A 15,050-nucleotide genomic window follows, 5' to 3' on the forward strand; every position below is an offset into this window, starting at 1 on the left:
CCAACCACCACCTGGCTACTTGCTTTTTTTTATAAAACGCCTTGTGAGATCATCGTATCGGCTACTTTTTTAAAACCGGCGATGTTGGCTCCAATCACTAAGTTACCGGGACGTTCATAATCTAATGCAGCGCTACTGGAATTTTGATAGATCGTCTGCATGATAAGCTGTAGCTGGTTATCGACATCCTCAAAACTCCAGCTCATTCGGCTGCTATTCTGCGCCATCTCCAGAGCGGAAACGGCTACTCCGCCAGCATTGGCAGCTTTAGCAGGCCCGAATAAGATATTATTTGCTTGGAAAGCAGCGATCGCTTGCAAGTCAGAAGGCATATTCGCTCCTTCGGCAACAGCGATCACACCATTACGGATCAATTCGTTAGCTTGTGCTTCGTTGATTTCGTTTTGGGTCGCGCAAGGAAGGGCGATGTCGCAAGGAATACTCCAAATATCGCCATTTGCTTCGTAAGACGCTGTCGGATGTTTCTCCAAATAGCTCTCGATGCGGGCACGTTTGACTTCTTTCAATTCTTTGATTAGTTCTACATCTAAGCCGTTCTTATCATAGATATAACCGCTGGAATCACTGCAGGCTACGACCGTGGCACCTAACTCCTGCGCTTTTTCGATCGCATAGATCGCGACATTGCCGGAACCGGAAACAACGACTTTTTTTCCAGCAAAAGATTCTCCGATCGATTTCAGCATCTCTACGGTAAAGTAGATCACCCCATAGCCGGTAGCTTCGGTTCGTGCTAAACTTCCGCCATATGGAAGTCCTTTCCCAGTGATCGTTCCAGCATCATAAGCACCACGGATACGTTTATATTGACCAAATAGATAGCCGATCTCCCGACCACCGACACCGATATCGCCGGCAGGGATATCCGTATCTGGACCGATATGCCGCTGCAATTCCGTCATGAAACTTTGGCAGAAACGCATGATCTCATTATCTGATTTTCCTTTTGGATCAAAGTCAGAACCGCCTTTGCCGCCACCGATCGGTAAGCCAGTCAGGGCATTTTTAAAGATCTGTTCAAATCCAAGGAACTTGACGATACTAGCAGAAACGGAAGGATGGAAGCGCAAACCGCCTTTATAAGGTCCGATACTGCTGTTGAACTGCACGCGGTAGCCGCGGTTGACTTGTACTTTTCCCTCGTCATCTAGCCAAGCAACACGGAATTGGATAAAGCGTTCTGGTTCTAAAAGTCGCTCAAGGATACCATGTTTTTCATATTTAGAATCTTGCGCTAAAATCGGCTCAATGGCATGCAAAAATTCTTCGACGGCTTGTTGGAATTCCACTTCGCCGGGGCTTTTTTCCTTTATTTTTTGGAAAATGGTAGTAACGTAGTTGTTCGCTGCTGTCTGTGCAGCAGACATCGTTGCTGAATCGCTCATATTTCCACACTCCTTAACAGTTTGTTTGGTGACAATAGAAGTTATCTTATATCACTTATGATGTTAGTTTACCTGTAATTGAAAATAAAAACAAGCATTTTATAAAAATTTTCTGAAATTTACAAAAAAGGGGGAGATGTATCTGGCAAAACAGAAAAATGGTATAATAGACATATGTTTAGGAAGGGTGAAAGAGATGAATCAACACTATTGGAATGAATTAAAACAAAGCGGTTTTGCCCAGTTTGATCTGCGTGCAGAGCTGCCTACTATAAAGGAAAGTGAGCTTGAGGTATTGAAGCAAGCTTTTGCATCCATGCCGCCTGATGCGTATGCGCAAACGAAAGGAAGATACCGTCGTTTTTCGCGAGCAGTAATCATGCCTTGGAACCTACATGTCGAGTGGCTGCCCAGCATGCATGATGAAGACGGAAATGAAGTAGCGGAGTATTTCCAAGGCGATTTCAATCCTGAATATAAAGAAGCCTATCGTTCCTTTCCGGCATTACCGGGAGAAGTCCGCGCGACGGAACTTTTGAAAAATATTATCCAGTATGATTTTGCGCAAACCAATTGGCAAGAACGTGATGAGAAAATGCCGATCAATGTTGGCGTGCATTTTGTTCGATTGATTGTAGAAAAAGATGGGGAAGAAGCCGTTTCTTCGCCCAACTGTCTGCATCGTGACGGCGAGCCTTTTACCTTTGCTCATTTGATCCAACGTTTGAATGTTGACGGCGGACATAATGTGATCGCGACTATCGGCGATACCGATCAATTGCCCGAAGCTATCGACCCAAGCCATATCAAAGCTTCGTTTGAATTGACGGAAGCGTTGAGTTCTTATGGGGTTGCGGATGCGCTTGTCAGTCATTATGTCAGCGGCGTGAAAAAAGGCGCTGCAGCAGGACCGGCGATTCGAGACATTATTTTGATCGATTATCAGCCTACTGTGGTCAAGGCTTTGTAATCTACAGTCAGCTTGCAGATTTTGCTGCAAGCTGATTTTTTAAATAAAGGAGGAGAAAAAATGACAACTTATATTTTACTATTGAGAGGAATCAATGTCGGTGGCAAAAATAAAGTAGCGATGCCTGATTTACGTCTATGTTTAGAAAAACTGGGATTTGAGCGGGTACGGACCTACATCAATAGCGGCAATGTTTTATTCGATACTGAGACAGTTCCGTTGGAAAGCCTGATATCGCGTTGTGAGGAAGCGATCCTGCAAACCTTTGGATTCCGTGTCGTTGTCGGGGTCATAGAAGCAAACGCCTTTGTACAGGCAATGAAACTAGCACCCGACTGGTGGGGCAATGATCCGGAAAGCAAGCACAATGCTATTTTTGTCATTCCTCCTTTTACAGCAACCCAAATTGCAGAAGAAGTTGGCGAAGCACTACCGGATTATGAGAAAGTCGCCATCGCAGAGCCCATCGTTTTTTGGTCCGCAGCAGTCGCTACTTTTTCCAAAACGCGATGGTCTAAAATCGTGAAGCGTTCCGCCTATGCCAACGTAACGATCCGCAATGCCAATACAGCGAAAAAACTACTCCAGCTTATTAAAGAATAACCTTCTGCCTTCCATTAGTAAGCGCTTTCTTGTTATAATGAGAAAAGTAAACGGAAGGGGAATAAAAGATGCACGTTTTAATGGCTTGCGCAGGGGGAATGAGTTCTTCCCTATTAGCCAATTATTTAAGTAAAGAAGCAAAAAAAAATGATATTAGCGATTTCTATATCGAAGCTGTTGGTACGATGCGGGTAGCCAAAAAATTGACGGAACGAGGCTGGGATATTTTTCTATTGGCCCCCCAAGTACGCTTTCATAAAGAGATGTTGCTTCAAGAGTTAGCGGATTATGAGATCCCATTCCTACTGATCGATGGCCCACTTTATACACCGATCGGAGCGCCGAAGCTGTTCGGACAGATGATGGAGCTGCTGAAATAGAAAGACGTCTGTTTCTTAAATGAAACAGATGTCTTAGCTTGCCCGAAAAATGCCCATCTTCGTCGTTGAAGCCTGCGTTCCGATGCTCACGTACACGAGTACGCTCCGCTTCGGTACTCAACTTTGCCTAGAATCTAATCATTTTTCGGGCAAGCTAAAGACAGAGCGAAAACATTTGAATGGTATTTTTCTTCAGTCTGAGGCGTCTGTTTCTTAAATGAAACAGACGTCTTTTTGATCTACGCTTCTTCAATAGTTGAAAAATAATGATACCACCATATTGTTTTTGCTGATTTATATAGAAAAAAGTGGCTATTTATTTCGTTCTTGGAGTAAATGTTTGAAAACGAACGGTGCGATCAGATTTACAGAGATAGAGCGAAAGGTTTGATAGCCTACAACAAGCCCGACATTTGCAGAGATAGTGGTAGCAATCAAACTGATTTGGTCCATTCCGCCTGGAACGATCGCCAAGTACGTGGTCGTTTCTCCGTAATGAAAAAGCTGGTTCAATAACAAGCTGATACCAACCATACAAAACAGTAATACGATATTACTGATGATCGCGCTGATAAAGAGAGTAGCTTTGTTGGCATTTCCTTTTAGATTGATGCCTAATCCGAAGTATATACCAAGCGCCAATTGTGTGGCGCCGATGATCCCGTGGGGGACATTAAAGCCATGGATGCCGAAAATATTAAGAATACCAATACCGAGCAATGGACCAAGTAGTTGATGGATCGGCAAACGCAGGAATCTTCCTAAATCAGAAAACACCAAGACAGCGATAAGGAAAAATAAAATACTCGCCCAAGGAAACTGAGAAAGGAAATAATCGGAAGCAGCATTATGCGTTGCTACGGCTTGACTTTGATGATGAGCGCCAATCAGCGGTGTGTATAAAATAATAGGCACAAACAGGAAAATAGTGACCAAACGGAAAATCTGAAAAATCGAGACGATCGTTGGATCAAGATGTTTTTGCTCACGCGCATACAAGATCATCTGGGTCGCGCCGCCGGGCATACTGCCGGCAACCAGACTTTGGTAGTCCAATGTCGTCCATTTACTGATAAAGTAGCTGAATAGGATCCCAATCAAAATCAGCACGATGGTGGTGATCACCATGATCGGTAGCTGGGAGATGATCAGTTTGAAAGTAGCAAGCGTGATTTTCGTACCGGCTGTATACCCAACGATCATTAGAGCTGCTAGGCGCAAAATGGCTGGAAAATGGAGCGGGATCTTATCAAACTGATTTAAAATCGTGATAATCAGCATCGGTCCAAGTAGCCAAGGTATTGGCAAGTGGATGAGCATGGCAAGTCCTGCCCCCGCAAGCCCTGCTAAGATCGTTAGTAAAAATGGGAATACGGTTTTTTTAATTGGAAGCTGCTTGGTATTCAGCAATGATCTCCGCCACCCGTTCATTTAGGTCTTCCCCGGTAACAAGTCCGCCATGATAGCAGATGATTGTCGTTAGCGGAAGGTCAAGAAAGGAACGCAAGGAATCGATTGCTTCTGGATAATTTGGCGTTACTGGTTTGCGCGGGCCAAATAGTTCGCCATTTTCTGATACCATCGCATCACCAGTGATCAATGTCTGGCTGTCAGCATGGTAAAGGGAGATGTGTCCCGGCGTATGTCCAGGGGTAGGGAGGACTTGATAATCGCTTCCGAACGAGATCACTTTTTGGTTATCTAAATAATGAGTAACATTTTCCTGAGAACCGTCATAAAAGGCTTGGAATTCTTTTACCACATCTTCTGGGTACGCCGCATATAATGCTGGCTTATTTTCTTCAGGCAATTTGATCAGCGGCTCTTTTCCGTTGATTACTTTTGCATCTTCTCCGAAAGCAAAAACAGAGATAGAATCGTTTTTGTTTACCAATTGGGGCAGACTACCGATATGGTCGACGTCTTGATGAGTCAAAATAACTCCAGCTAGCTTTTTATCAGCTAGACCTTCTTCTTTTAAAGCGGATTGAATCGCATCGAAGTCATTTAAGAATCCGGTGTCGACAAGCATATAGCTATCTCCTTCGACAAGTACAGTAATATTTAGTACCATGTTATTTCGTTCGCTTTCTTCGATTGGCAATACATAAATCGAATCATTGATTTTCAAAATCAGAACCTCCATATATAAAAAATAATTTATGACTATAAAAAATAGTTTGTAGAATAAATTGTATCATGGTAAACTAAATTTATCAAGAAAGTAGGTGAGGGCATTGGCGCAAAAAAGAAATTTGACAAAAGCCAAAATCATCGATGTCACGTTTGAACTTGCGAATGAAATCGGGATCACCCATATTAATTTCCCTAAGATCTCTGAACGGCTGAATATAAAATATCCGTCGCTTTATAATCACTTTGCGAATATTGATGTTTTAAAAATCGCGATGACCGAAACATTTGTTGCGAACCTGAATCAGCAATTGATAAAAAGTTTACTGGGAAAAGCCGGGAAAGATGCTATTCACACGTTTGCCATGACGTATCGGGATATTGCGTTTGAAAACCGGGCAGGATATGAGCTATTTATTAATTGTCCAAGTTTTGATAATGAGCAGTTGACGAACCAATTTTTAGAAATGACGTATATGATTCGCCAGATTTTAGTCCCATATTCACTGTCAGAAGAAGAAACGGTGCATAAGAGTAGAGAGTTTCGCAGTATTTTGCATGGCTACATCTCGCTAGTGTTTTTGGGCTATTTTAGACACCAGCTCGACCACGAGGAAAGTTTCGAGCGCATGATCGCGGATTATATCCAGTCCTTGGAATAGGAAACAAAAACGACTTAGAATCCACTTCTAAGTCGTTTTTTATTTATAGATCCGTGATCTCACTTCGATCTTTCGTCGTACTGATCTTCCCGACGCGTCCTTCCAGTTCCTCTTCGATCACGGAAAGCGGTATGCCTTTTTCTACTAATAAGACGAGCAAGTGATAAGTAAGGTCGGCTGTTTCGCTAATCAATTCCTGATTCTCATTTTTGGCAGCGATGACTACTTCTGTCGTTTCTTCCCCCACTTTTTTGAGAATCTTGTCTAATCCTTTTTCAAAAAGGTAGGTGGTGTAGGAACCTTCTTTGGGCTCGTTTTTTCGCTGTTCGATTTCGGCATATAATTTAGTCAACATCTTCATTCACTTCCTTTATGGTTTGGAAAAAGCAGCTTTTTTCACCTGTGTGACATGCTGGGCCGTCGATGACGACGTGGATCAGCAATGTATCTTGATCGCAATCTGTCATGATTTTTTTGACGTGCTGGAAATTGCCACTTGTAGCGCCTTTGTTCCATAGTGATCTCCTAGAACGGGAGTAAAACCAAGTCGTATTGCTACTTAGCGTTTTTTGAAAGCTTTCTTCATTCATATAAGCGAGCATCAGGACTTCTTGCGAGCCGTCTTCGATAATGATGGCAGGAATCAGACCTTTAGAAAAATCGAGTTTGGGAATCGTCATAAGCGTATTTCCACTCCTTTATTAGCCAGGTGCTGCTTCAAATCGGGGATCGCGATGGTACCATAATGAAAAATGCTGGCGGCGAGTGCAGCTCCGGCTTCAGTCTTTTGAAACACTTCTACGATATCATCGCTTGTCCCGCAGCCTCCGGAAGCAATGACGGGAACGGATACGCTGGAAGCGATGCTGGATGTAAGTGCTAGATCATAACCGCTTTTGGTGCCATCTTTATTCATGCTGGTAAGCAGGATTTCGCCAGCACCGAGTTCGGTTACTTGCTGTGCCCATTTCACTGCATCAAGTCCTGTGTCGACTTTACCGCCATGTGTATAAACATGCCAACTGTTTCCATGCCGCTTGGCATCAATGGCAACGACGATGCATTGTGAGCCGAATTTCTCAGCCCCGGCTTTGATCAGTTCGGGATCTTTTACTGCGGCTGAATTCAAGGATATTTTATCTGCGCCAGCTTGGAGAAGAGCTTTCATATCGGCAATACTGCTTATGCCGCCGCCAACTGTGAGTGGTATAAAGACTTGCTCAGCCGTTCGTTCCACGACATCAATCAGGGTTTTTCGCTGTTCGTTCGTTGCTGAAATATCTAAGAAAACAAGTTCATCTGCGCCGGCTTTGTTATAAGCATCAGCTATCGCTACGGGATCGCCGACATCGGTAAGCGAAATGAAATTGATGCCTTTCACAACGCGTCCATTTGTCACGTCAAGACAGGGAATGATCCGTTTAGTAAGCATGACCTTCCACCTCCAGCACATCCGCCATGGTGATTTTCCCTTCATAGAGGGCTTTGCCGGCGATCGCCCCGTAAAACCCTTCTGCAGCCAATTGTTCCAGATCTGCTTTGGAGCTGACCCCTCCAGAGGCGATCACAGCAATTCGCGCGCTTTTCTGGATCGCACGTAATTCCTCGAAATTGGGACCAGCGAGTGTACCGTCTTTGCTGATGTCTGTATAAATAATCGTGTTGACACCGAGTTTGGCGATTTCACCAGCGAATGTCGTGGCCTTTTTATCCGACAACTGCAGCCATCCCTCTGTCGCAACGAAGCCGTTTTTCGCATCGATTCCGATGATGATCTTATCACCATATTTCGTCACAGCTGCTTTGACAAAATCCGGATCAGATAACGCTGCGGAGCCAATGATGACGCGTTCAGCACCGGCACGTAGATACGTATCGACCTGAGTCATGGTGCGAATACCACCGCCGACTTGGATAGGGATTTTTACTTGCTGCTGGAGACGTTGGATCAAAGCGATGTTGGTTGGTTTGCCAGAAACAGCGCCATCAAGATCCACGATATGAAGGAAAGTCGCTCCCGCCGCGGCGAATTTTGCAGCTTGATCAATGGGATCAGCATTCATCATTGTTTCTTTAGCAAAATCGCCTTGGTAAAGTCTCACGCATTTACCGTTTTTTATATCGATTGCTGGGAAGATCTGCATGCGCGAACCACCTCCATGAAATTTTTTAAAATCGTTAGGCCGACTTGACCGCTTTTCTCCGGGTGGAATTGGACACCATAAGTATGACCCGCGGCAATAATGCCAGTGACCGAGGTGCTGTAGGTGCTTGATCCGTAAATATAGCCTGACGGGCAATCAGCATAATAGGAGTGGACATAGTATACATATTCGCCTGCCAATCCTTTGGTGAGTGGGGATCCTTGTTGTAACTCTAACTGGTTCCAGCCCATATGAGGTACTGGCATTGCTGGCTTAGCTGGCAGTCGTTTCGCAGTGCCGGGAATTAATCCTAGGCCTTTTGTATAGCGATGTTCTTCGCTGCCTTCTAGTAATAATTGCATTCCAAGGCACACGCCGAGAATTGGTTTGCCAGCTGCAGCGGCTTCTTTGAGTAAAGGAACAAGTCCGCGGGAAGTTAACTCGGCCATTGCTTCGGGGAAAGCACCTACGCCTGGAAGAATGAGTGCCTCCGCCTTGGCGATGATTGCTGGGTCAGCCGTGATCACTGTATCCGTTTGTAAATAGGAAAAAGCTTTCTGCAGGCTTTTTGTATTTCCTGTGTCATAATCAATGATCGCTAACATTTACAACACTCCTTTGGTCGAGTTGATGCCTTGGATATCAGGATTGATCGTAATGGCTTCCCGGAACGCTCGACCGAATGCTTTGAACAACGCTTCGATCTTATGGTGAGTGTTGGTACCATAGAGGACACGGACATGCAAGTTCAGCTTGGCATTATTGGCGACCGCTTGGAAGAATTCCTCCGTCAGTTCTGTATCAAAATCGCCTAATTTTGGATTTTCAAAAGCAGCATCGAAAACCAAATAGGACCGACCACTTAAATCGATCGAAGCGAAACCAAGTGCTTCATCCATGGGTACAAAAGCGGTGCCGTAACGGTTGATTCCTTGCTTTTCGGCGAGCGCTTCGCTAAATAGTTCGCCAAGCAGGATGCCGACATCTTCGACTGTGTGGTGGGCATCGACATACGTATCTCCTGTTGCTTTGACATTGAGCGAGATTCGACTGTGTTTGGCGAATAGGATCAGCATATGATCAAAAAAACCGACTCCCGTATCGATGGAAGCAGGGGTTTCTTCATCGAGATTCAAAGCGATCGTGATCTCCGTTTCGGCGGTATTGCGGCTTCGTTTGGCTTGGCGCATTTAAAATTCCTCCTTATAACGAATTTGAATGGCTCTTGCGTGAGCTTGTAGTCCTTCTGATTCTGCGATCCGGATGATCGCATCTTTTTCTGCTTCGAGCGCTTCTTTTGTGTAGCTGACAAATGACATTCTTTTTTGAAAGTCATACACACTGAGTGGGGAAGAAAAACGTGCCGTTCCAGATGTCGGTAGGACATGGTTGGGACCGGCTACATAATCGCCGAGCGGCTCCGAGGCATAGTTACCTAGGAAAATCGAACCAGCATGTTTGACGGCATGAAGATAGGAGAAAGGGGATTCCAGCTGGATTTCCAAATGCTCCGGTGCAAGGAGATTTACAATTTCAAATAAATCGGCGGTCGATGCTGCCACGATGATTTTACCGTGGTCTTGCAAAGCTTGTTCCGCGATCGCCCGCCTTGCCAAAGTTTGCAGCTGATCCGTGACTGCTTTTTCTGTTTGCTCGGCAATCGTTTGCGAAGTAGTGATGAGAATGGCAGCTGCTTCCGGATCATGTTCTGCTTGTGATAATAGATCAGCAGCGATAAATGCAGGATTGGCTGTTTCATCAGCAGCGACAACGATTTCGGAAGGTCCTGCGATCATATCGATTCCGACTTCGCCAAAGACAGCGCGTTTTGCCGCCGCAACAAAGCGGTTACCCGGTCCGATGATCTTATCTACTTTTGGTATACTTTCTGTGCCATAAGCAAGGGCGGCAATTGCTTGAGCGCCACCGATCTTATAAACCTCATCCACGCCGGCAAGCGCAGCTGCAGCTAAAATAGTGGAAGGAATTCCTGCTTCACTAGGCGGTGTGACCATGACGATTCTGGACACACCGGCGATCTTAGCGGGAATCGCGTTCATTAAAACAGAAGAAGGATAGGCGGCAGTTCCGCCGGGTACATAGATGCCGACTGTTTCGATCGGGCGATATAATTGGCCGCGGACGACACCAGCTTTTTCGGTATCGACAAAACCATTTGCCAGCTGCTGTTTATGAAAACTTTCGATATTTTGTTTCGCGGTCGTTAAACTTTTTAAGAGTTCAGGATCGCAGCTGTTTAATGCTTCGGTGATCACTTCACTGCTAACACGAAAATCAAGGATATCCTGATTATCAAAAGAGTTTGTATAAGCACGTAGCGCATCATCCCCCTCGTAACGGACAGCTTGGATAATCGCGGCTACAGCATCCGCTGTTTTTTTAGTTTGGGGATCATCTTTAGTTCGTTCTATTTCTAACAGTTCTTTGATGGTAGTAAAATCTCCTTGCAACCATTTCATGTTTATTCCTCCCGTGTAGCAGCTTCTAAACGATGTATGAAACCTGCGAGCTGCTGTTTATTTTGTTTGAGTGAGGCTTTGTTGACGATCAGTCTTGCGGAAATCGGGTACATCTGATCTAGTATCATCAGTCCGTTTTCCCGCAATGTCGCACCAGTTTCTACAATATCAACGATCGCGTCGGCAAGTTCTAAGATCGGAGCAAGTTCTACGGAACCTTCAATCTTGATGATCTCGACATCTTCGCCTTTTTCGTTAAAATAATTACGGGTGATGTTCGGATACTTTGTCGCGATCACTTTACGGCGATAATTTTCGGCGGCAAAAGGTTTGACAGCGGCAAGGCAAAATTGGCAGATGCCGATTTTGAGATCTAGCATTTCGTAGTGTGAACGTGATTGCTCCATCAATATATCTTTACCGACGATTCCGACATCCACCACGCCGTGTTTGACGTAAGTCGTGACATCAGGTGCTTTTGCGAGAATGAAAGTGACAGGCTGGGTAGTGCTTTCAAAAATGAGTTTACGATTTTTTTCTTTTAACAGCATGCAGTCAATGCCTGCTTTTTCCAATAATAGGGTAGCAGACTTTTCTAGCCGTCCTTTTGTCAAGGCGATTTTCAATGGTTTCATCTTATTCCGCCTCCCGATAAATTTCTGCGATACCAGCTTCATTGATCAATATAACGCGTTTGATCTGCCATTTTTTCGCGTAAGCAATGCTTTCTTCCGGAATCTCAAAAAAGGAAAGTTCGGCTTCGGGATGAGCAGCGAGATAGTGTTCTGCTTCTTTCCACTGGGCCAATCCATAATGGACAAAGCTATCTGGCGTTTTTGCTCTATAATGCTGTCCGATTTTATTTTTCAGACGAACGATCTTATCCAGATGCAGTGCCAATCCCACGGCAGGAGTGGGGTTTCCGCCAAAGCGTTCCAGCAGAAGGTCATAACGACCGCCGCTGAGGAAATGTTCAGAAGCATGATCAGCGTAGCCGCGGAAAATCAAACCGGTGTAATAATCAAAATCTTGGATCAAACCGAGATCGATACTCAAAGCAACATCGGGTTCTACCTGTTCGACAAGTTGGACCGTGCGCCCTAGCTCTGACAAAGCAGCTAAAATACCACGATTATCAGTCTGTTGTTTTGCTTTTTGTAGAATTTCTTCAGCAGGGCCAAACAACCATGGTAATTCTAAAATAAAATCATCGAGGGAACTAGGATTCTCGGCCACAAAGGTTTTGATGCCGGAAATACTTTTGTTTAGTAATAATTTTCTGAAAATTAATTCCGTCTTATCGTCTAATTGTAGTTGTTTCAAGATTTCTTGATAGATGACCGCATGCCCTAACTCGATCTGGAAATTGGGGATCGCTAGATTTGATAGAATCGTGATTCCGCTTAAAATACATTCCAGCTCTGCTTTGAGAGAGGAAAAGCCGATGATCTCGATACCTGCTTGGGTCTGTTCGTTTTGTTCACCGATCAATTCCGGGTGGGCGCGGAATACTTTTCCGCTGTAGGATAATTTGACTGGAAGTGTAATGGCGGCGGTGCTTATCACGCGGCCGATCGGCAATGTCATATCAGGACGAAGCGCGATCGTTCGGCCTTCTGAGTCAAAGAAGCGGTAGATCGCAGCGGCACTCTCGGAGCTAGCTCTGAAGACATCTTCGAATTCCATGATCGGTGTTTCGATTCGTTTAAATCCGCGGTTTTGAAAGAAGCTGTTTACTTGTTGTTCGACTTGAAAAGCCGATTCTGCTTCGCGAAATAGTTTGTCATTGGTTCCAGCTGGCAAATTTCGATTCCAATTCACGTGATTTAACTCCTTTATGTTGATTTTAGTTAATTAGCATGGTAACACACTAAAGCGTTTTTGTAAACCAATTGAATTTTTGGGAAAAATATCTTTTGCATTGTGGGAAAGTTTACAGTAAACTAAAGCAAACTTGAAAGAGCGAAAAGTTGAAGGAGAGATAACGATGGAAGAATCGAAAAGGCTGACACCGCTTGTGGATTGTCCTGTAGAAAAAACGATCCAATTGATCAGTAATAAATGGAAAGTCTTGATTATTCGGGAATTATTATTTGAAAAACGGAGATTCAATGAATTGCAGAGGCTTATCCCTGGCATTTCTCCCAAAGTACTGACACAGAATTTGAAAGAAATGATCGAACATGAATTGGTGGCACGAGAAGTATTTCCAGTTAGTTCGCCGCATGTCGAATATCGATTGACCGATTTGGGGGAAACATTGCGACCGATTTTGGATTCTATGGCAGCGTGGGGAGAGCAACATTTGTAGCGGTGCACTTTCCGAATGGTAACTAGCTTACTAAAAAGTGCGTAATTTTCAAGTATATCCGGGTATGCTAGACTCATAGTAATGAGAGACATAGGAGGAGATACAATGAAAATTGGAATTATTGGAGCAAATGGAAACGCAGGAAAGCTTATTTTAGCAGAGGCAGTAAAACGAAAACATGAGGTGACTGCGATCGTGCGTGACCGCTCGAAAGTTGCTGAATCTGTTGATGTTATCGAAAAAGATATTTTTGATTTGCAAACAGAAGAGCTAGCTGCTTTTGATGTAGTGGTGGATGCGTTTGGGGAATGGCAAAATGTGTACTTCATCAAACCACGCTGAAACAACTTGCGGATCAATTATCCGGACATCATCATACACGGCTGCTCGTGGTAGGAAGTGCGGGAAGTTTATATATAGATGAAGCGAAATCAAGCCGGGTGATCGATGATCCGAATATGCCTGCAGAGTTTAAAGCGCTGGCTACTTCAATGGCAAAAGCATTTGATGCGCTTAAAATCAGAACGGATGTCAATTGGACTTATGCAAGTCCGGCAACGTTATTTGTTGTTGATGCACCGCTGACAAATAGGTTTACCATTGTTTCCAATGATAGGCTTACTTTCAATGAAAAAGGCGAAAATACAATTGGATATGCGGATTTTGCAGTGGCAGTTGTGGATGAGATCGAAACAGGGGATTTCATTGGAAAACGCTTTTCCGTGATTGCTGATTAGGTCTTGGGTTAAGACGAGGAGAGGAGTGTCTCCTCGTTTTTTTTATGCTATAATCAGTGTATTCTGAATAGGCAGGAGGAATGGAATTTGCTTAAAAAAGATGGTCACACCCATACAGAATTTTGTCCACATGGTTCAAATGATGATGTAGAGCTTTATATCCGATCAGCGATCCAGCAAGGTTTCAGTCATTACGCGATCACGGAGCATGCACCGCTGCCGCCAGAATTGCTAGAACGATCTGGAGGCGCGCCGGAAGTTGTAGAAACCGGGGCAATGGCGCTTACCGATGTTCGCTATTATCTGCAGAAAATGCATGCGTTGAAACATAAATATGCCAGCGATATCACGATCGAGGTCGGTTTTGAAGTCGATTATCTGAAGCCGTTTGAAAATTGGACGCGGGATTTTTTGGCAGAATACGGAAAACAATTAGATGATGGCATTTTGTCCGTTCATTTCTTGCCGGGAAAAGACGGGTATCGGGGAATCGATTTCAGCCCGGAGGATTATCAAGAAGGAATCATCGGGTATTATGGAGATTTTGCCAAGGCCCGTTCTGCTTACTTCGATATGGTAGCAACATCGATCGAGGCAGATCTTGGCAGCTACAAACCGAAACGGATCGGGCACCTATCGCTTTGCCAAAAATTCCAGCATTATTTTAACGAAGGAACGGAATGGACAGCGCATGCGATGGAGCAGATGACGGAGCTCTTGCAATCTGTCAAAAGGAGAAATTATGAATTAGATTATAACGCGGCGGGACTTTTTAAAGACTATTGCCGAGAAACGTATCCACCTGAACAAGTCGTACAGCTTGCCAAACAAATGGGCATACCGCTCGTCTATGGTTCGGATGCTCATCAAGCGAGTGAAGTTGGCAGGGGCTACTAGCCTTGCCAAAAAGCAAGTTTTAGGTTTACATAACCATTCGGCTTAAACGGAACGTTTTCTTCTTCCAGCAAATAGCGCTGTTCTTCCCAGCCTGGGACTAAACGGCCCATACTATTAACGACGCGATGGCAGGGAACGGTTTTCGGCCGAACGGATTTTTTTAGCAAACTGCCGACCAGTCTGGAATGACGGGGGAATTTGGCCATGTAGGCGATTTGACCATAGGTAGTTACTTTTCCACGAGGTATCTGTTTGATAATGGTAAAGACACGTTCTTCAAATTCAGCTGGAATCATGATCTCTGGCCTCCCTTTCATTTTTATTATA

21 protein-coding genes are annotated in these 15,050 nt (G+C 44.4%); 8 read left to right on the forward strand and 13 right to left on the reverse strand.

What is annotated here, in order from left to right; all coding sequences use genetic code 11:
* Nucleotides 1-29: 29 nt before the first annotated feature.
* Nucleotides 30-1,388, reverse strand: coding sequence for an NADP-specific glutamate dehydrogenase (gene gdhA / locus HMPREF0556_RS09330; protein WP_040486847.1), 1,359 nt, complete (start codon nt 1,386-1,388; stop codon nt 30-32).
* A 214-nt stretch (nt 1,389-1,602) separates the two neighbouring features.
* Here gdhA and HMPREF0556_RS09335 point away from each other — a divergent pair, with 214 nt between their 5' ends.
* The 3 genes from HMPREF0556_RS09335 (at nt 1,603) to HMPREF0556_RS09345 (ending at nt 3,359) form a co-directional block, all read left to right on the forward strand.
* A complete protein-coding gene (locus HMPREF0556_RS09335) occupies nt 1,603-2,376 on the forward strand; it encodes a 2OG-Fe dioxygenase family protein (RefSeq protein ID WP_036107978.1) in 774 nt (257 codons plus the stop codon).
* A gap of 60 nt (nt 2,377-2,436) precedes the next feature.
* Nucleotides 2,437-2,979 (forward strand): DUF1697 domain-containing protein, encoded by a 543-nt coding sequence (locus tag HMPREF0556_RS09340; RefSeq protein WP_040486708.1) that lies wholly within the window; start codon nt 2,437-2,439, stop codon nt 2,977-2,979.
* Nucleotides 2,980-3,047: 68 nt separating this feature from the next.
* Entirely contained in the window at nt 3,048-3,359 is a 312-nt protein-coding gene (locus HMPREF0556_RS09345; RefSeq protein WP_003757958.1) for a PTS sugar transporter subunit IIB, read from the forward strand.
* 312 nt (nt 3,360-3,671) lie between these two features.
* On the opposite strand, the gene HMPREF0556_RS09350 is transcribed toward HMPREF0556_RS09345, so the two are convergent.
* Both HMPREF0556_RS09350 and HMPREF0556_RS09355 read right to left on the reverse strand, forming a co-directional pair.
* Nucleotides 3,672-4,790, reverse strand: a complete 1,119-nt coding sequence (locus HMPREF0556_RS09350; RefSeq protein WP_077904801.1) for an AbrB family transcriptional regulator — start codon at nt 4,788-4,790, stop codon at nt 3,672-3,674.
* On the reverse strand, nt 4,741-5,490 hold the full coding sequence (locus HMPREF0556_RS09355) for an MBL fold metallo-hydrolase (RefSeq protein ID WP_040486709.1): 750 nt from the start codon (nt 5,488-5,490) through the stop codon (nt 4,741-4,743). Before HMPREF0556_RS09355 ends, HMPREF0556_RS09350 begins: the two co-directional genes overlap by 50 nt.
* A gap of 97 nt (nt 5,491-5,587) precedes the next feature.
* Here HMPREF0556_RS09355 and HMPREF0556_RS09360 point away from each other — a divergent pair, with 97 nt between their 5' ends.
* Nucleotides 5,588-6,154 carry a TetR/AcrR family transcriptional regulator gene (locus tag HMPREF0556_RS09360; protein ID WP_003757964.1) on the forward strand — a complete coding sequence of 189 codons (567 nt, stop codon included), beginning with the start codon at nt 5,588-5,590 and terminating at the stop codon, nt 6,152-6,154.
* A 43-nt stretch (nt 6,155-6,197) separates the two neighbouring features.
* Here the strand turns inward: HMPREF0556_RS09360 and hisE are convergent, their stop codons facing one another.
* The 9 genes from hisE to hisZ are packed head-to-tail and all read right to left on the reverse strand — an operon-like array spanning nt 6,198 to nt 12,599.
* Nucleotides 6,198-6,509 (reverse strand): phosphoribosyl-ATP diphosphatase, encoded by a 312-nt coding sequence (hisE, locus tag HMPREF0556_RS09365; protein ID WP_040486711.1) that lies wholly within the window; start codon nt 6,507-6,509, stop codon nt 6,198-6,200.
* Complete coding sequence (hisI, locus tag HMPREF0556_RS09370) at nt 6,499-6,828, reverse strand: phosphoribosyl-AMP cyclohydrolase (RefSeq protein WP_139028124.1); 330 nt, start codon at nt 6,826-6,828, stop codon at nt 6,499-6,501. Before hisI ends, hisE begins: the two co-directional genes overlap by 11 nt.
* 2 nt (nt 6,829-6,830) lie before the next feature.
* Nucleotides 6,831-7,586 carry an imidazole glycerol phosphate synthase subunit HisF gene (gene hisF / locus HMPREF0556_RS09375; RefSeq protein WP_003757971.1) on the reverse strand — a complete coding sequence of 252 codons (756 nt, stop codon included), beginning with the start codon at nt 7,584-7,586 and terminating at the stop codon, nt 6,831-6,833.
* Nucleotides 7,576-8,298 (reverse strand): 1-(5-phosphoribosyl)-5-[(5-phosphoribosylamino)methylideneamino]imidazole-4-carboxamide isomerase, encoded by a 723-nt coding sequence (hisA, locus tag HMPREF0556_RS09380; protein ID WP_003757973.1) that lies wholly within the window; start codon nt 8,296-8,298, stop codon nt 7,576-7,578. The genes hisF and hisA overlap by 11 nt, the downstream gene beginning before the upstream one ends.
* Nucleotides 8,271-8,903, reverse strand: coding sequence for an imidazole glycerol phosphate synthase subunit HisH (gene hisH / locus HMPREF0556_RS09385; protein WP_003757975.1), 633 nt, complete (start codon nt 8,901-8,903; stop codon nt 8,271-8,273). The genes hisA and hisH overlap by 28 nt, the downstream gene beginning before the upstream one ends.
* A complete protein-coding gene (hisB, locus tag HMPREF0556_RS13500; protein WP_003757977.1) occupies nt 8,904-9,488 on the reverse strand; it encodes an imidazoleglycerol-phosphate dehydratase HisB in 585 nt (194 codons plus the stop codon).
* On the reverse strand, nt 9,489-10,778 hold the full coding sequence (hisD, locus tag HMPREF0556_RS09395; RefSeq protein ID WP_003757980.1) for a histidinol dehydrogenase: 1,290 nt from the start codon (nt 10,776-10,778) through the stop codon (nt 9,489-9,491).
* A 2-nt stretch (nt 10,779-10,780) separates the two neighbouring features.
* On the reverse strand, nt 10,781-11,413 hold the full coding sequence (hisG, locus tag HMPREF0556_RS09400; RefSeq protein WP_003757982.1) for an ATP phosphoribosyltransferase: 633 nt from the start codon (nt 11,411-11,413) through the stop codon (nt 10,781-10,783).
* A 1-nt stretch (nt 11,414) separates the two neighbouring features.
* Complete coding sequence (gene hisZ / locus HMPREF0556_RS09405; RefSeq protein ID WP_003757984.1) at nt 11,415-12,599, reverse strand: ATP phosphoribosyltransferase regulatory subunit; 1,185 nt, start codon at nt 12,597-12,599, stop codon at nt 11,415-11,417.
* Between the two features lie 166 nt (nt 12,600-12,765).
* Between hisZ and HMPREF0556_RS09410 the strand changes: the two genes are divergently transcribed.
* From HMPREF0556_RS09410 to hisJ, 4 genes are all read left to right on the forward strand, one after another.
* Nucleotides 12,766-13,089 (forward strand): winged helix-turn-helix transcriptional regulator, encoded by a 324-nt coding sequence (locus HMPREF0556_RS09410; protein WP_040486714.1) that lies wholly within the window; start codon nt 12,766-12,768, stop codon nt 13,087-13,089.
* A 105-nt stretch (nt 13,090-13,194) separates the two neighbouring features.
* A complete protein-coding gene (locus HMPREF0556_RS13620) occupies nt 13,195-13,431 on the forward strand; it encodes an NAD(P)H-binding protein (RefSeq protein WP_241762101.1) in 237 nt (78 codons plus the stop codon).
* On the forward strand, nt 13,398-13,826 hold the full coding sequence (locus HMPREF0556_RS09415) for an NAD(P)-dependent oxidoreductase (RefSeq protein ID WP_003757989.1): 429 nt from the start codon (nt 13,398-13,400) through the stop codon (nt 13,824-13,826). The genes HMPREF0556_RS13620 and HMPREF0556_RS09415 overlap by 34 nt, the downstream gene beginning before the upstream one ends.
* 87 nt (nt 13,827-13,913) lie before the next feature.
* Complete coding sequence (gene hisJ / locus HMPREF0556_RS09420) at nt 13,914-14,723, forward strand: histidinol-phosphatase HisJ (protein ID WP_003757991.1); 810 nt, start codon at nt 13,914-13,916, stop codon at nt 14,721-14,723.
* Here hisJ and HMPREF0556_RS09425 read toward each other — a convergent pair.
* The gene (locus HMPREF0556_RS09425; RefSeq protein WP_040486715.1) at nt 14,720-15,019 is read right to left on the reverse strand and encodes an MGMT family protein; all 300 of its coding nucleotides are present in this window, start codon (nt 15,017-15,019) and stop codon (nt 14,720-14,722) included. The genes hisJ and HMPREF0556_RS09425 overlap by 4 nt on opposite strands.
* Nucleotides 15,020-15,050: the final 31 nt, after the last annotated feature.

The organism is Listeria grayi DSM 20601 (assembly GCF_000148995.1).
GTDB lineage: Bacteria > Bacillota > Bacilli > Lactobacillales > Listeriaceae > Listeria > Listeria grayi.